At 65.7% G+C, this 1,644-nt stretch carries 2 protein-coding genes; both read right to left on the minus strand.

All coding sequences use genetic code 11. From position 1 onward, the window contains the following. Window positions 1–6 precede the first annotated feature (6 nt). Window positions 7–1,056, minus strand: coding sequence for an Atu2307/SP_0267 family LLM class monooxygenase (locus tag EDE12_RS21665; protein WP_026597746.1), 1,050 nt, complete (start codon window positions 1,054–1,056; stop codon window positions 7–9). A gap of 101 nt (window positions 1,057–1,157) precedes the next feature. Next, window positions 1,158–1,568, minus strand: a complete 411-nt coding sequence (locus EDE12_RS21670; protein WP_026597745.1) for a DoxX family protein — start codon at window positions 1,566–1,568, stop codon at window positions 1,158–1,160. Between the last annotated feature and the right edge of the window lie 76 nt (window positions 1,569–1,644).

The following is a 1,644-nucleotide window of genomic DNA, read 5'->3' on the forward strand; positions in this document are numbered from 1 at the left end:
ATCAACTCACCCATGGAGCTTCTCCTTCGTCGCAGCGCGGATCATAGGCGCGACCTTTGCTCCGAGAAGCTCGATCGAGCGGCTCATCGCATCGGCGTCCAGCATCGCCGCGCTCATTTGAAAGGTGAGCCGCGAAACGCCGCCCAGAGCCTCGCTCGCTGCGAGCGCACGCCGGGCGACGGTCTCCGGGTCGCCGATCAGAAACGCGCCATGGGGCGAGCACATCGCCTCGAAACCGGCGCGCGTGACGGGCGACCAACCTCGTTCACGGCCGATCTCTGTGAACATGTAAGCCCATCCTGGGAAGAAAGCGTCCCTGGCGGCCTGGTCGGTGTCGCCGACGAAGCCCATTGCGTGAACGCCGACCTGGAGCATCTCGTCCGCATGGCCGGCGCGACGGCCCGCCTGCCGATAGAGATCGACGAGCGGGCGGAACCGCCGGAAGTCGCCGCCGATGATCGCGACCATGAGAGGCAAGCCCAGCGCTCCGGCGCGGATGAAGGATTGCGGCGTGCCGCCGACGCCGAGCCAGATCGGCAAGCGGGCCTGATGCGGTCTGGGGAAGACGCCCTGGCCGGTCAGCGGCGGCCGGAAGCGTCCTTTCCATGTGACATGGATCTCGTCGCGGAGCCTCAGGAGCAGGTCGAGCTTCTCGGCGAAAAGAGCGTCATAGTCCTGCATGGCGAGGCCGAACAGCGGATAGGCCTCGCCGAAGGATCCTCGCCCGACCACGATCTCGGCGCGTCCTTTCGCGATGAGGTCGAGCGTCGCGAATTCCTGAAAGACGCGGACCGGATCGGCGGCGCTGAGCACGGTGACGGCGCTGGTCAGGCGGATTCGCCGCGTCCGCGCAGCGGCGGCGGCCAGGATAACAGCGGGCGCCGCGTCGAGAAATTCCTCGCGATGATGTTCGCCGACGCCGAACACATCGAGCCCGACGCGGTCGGCGATCGCCACTTCGTCGAGCAGACGCTCCATCCGTTCGGCGGCCGAAATGATTTTCTCCGTCGCAGGATCGGGGATGATCGCCGCGAAGCTGTCGACGCCGATTTCCATGCCGCTTCCTCTAGAATCAGACAGGAGAGCGCGTCACGTGCTCGCGGCGCACTTCGACGGCGTCGAGTAGGAGAGAAGCCTTCTCGACGCCGAGGGCATGATCAGGCGCGGAGGCGGCGGCCGTCCAGGCTGAACGAGCCCGCGCCGAAGGCTGCGATCTGAAGAAGGCCGCCGACGATCGCGACGTTCTTCAGAAAGTGGATCATCTGGTTTTGATCGGCGAAGTTCCTGTGGAATATCGCGGCCAAAATGAGCGTGAAGGCCGCCAGGACTAGGCTGACGAGTCGCGCCCTGTATCCGATGAGCAGAAGGAGGCCGCCACCGGCCTCGACGATGACCGCGACTGCCAGACCGAGAAGCGGGGCAGGCAATCCGACCGAGGCGATATAGCCTTGCGTGGCCTCGGGGGCCGCGAGCTTGCCGAGACCGCCGAGGATGAAGAGCGCGGCGATCAGCAGGCGGCCGACGAAGGCAAAGAGGTTGGTCGGATTGGAGGCGTTGGTCTGATTCATGTCGATAGAGCTCCAGAGGTTCGGCGATAGGGGGAGGGTGTCGTCGCGGGTCAGGCGGCGAGCGATGCGATTTGGG

This window comes from Methylosinus sp. sav-2, assembly GCF_004366495.1.
In the GTDB taxonomy this organism is placed as follows: Bacteria; Pseudomonadota; Alphaproteobacteria; order Rhizobiales; family Beijerinckiaceae; genus Methylosinus.

Coding starts and splice junctions, on each gene's coding strand:
- EDE12_RS21665 (WP_026597746.1), bottom strand. CDS start 1,056: ATGGAAATCGGCGTCGACAGCTTCGCGGCGATCATCCCCGATCCTGCG.
- EDE12_RS21670 (WP_026597745.1), bottom strand. CDS start 1,568: ATGAATCAGACCAACGCCTCCAATCCGACCAACCTCTTTGCCTTCGTC.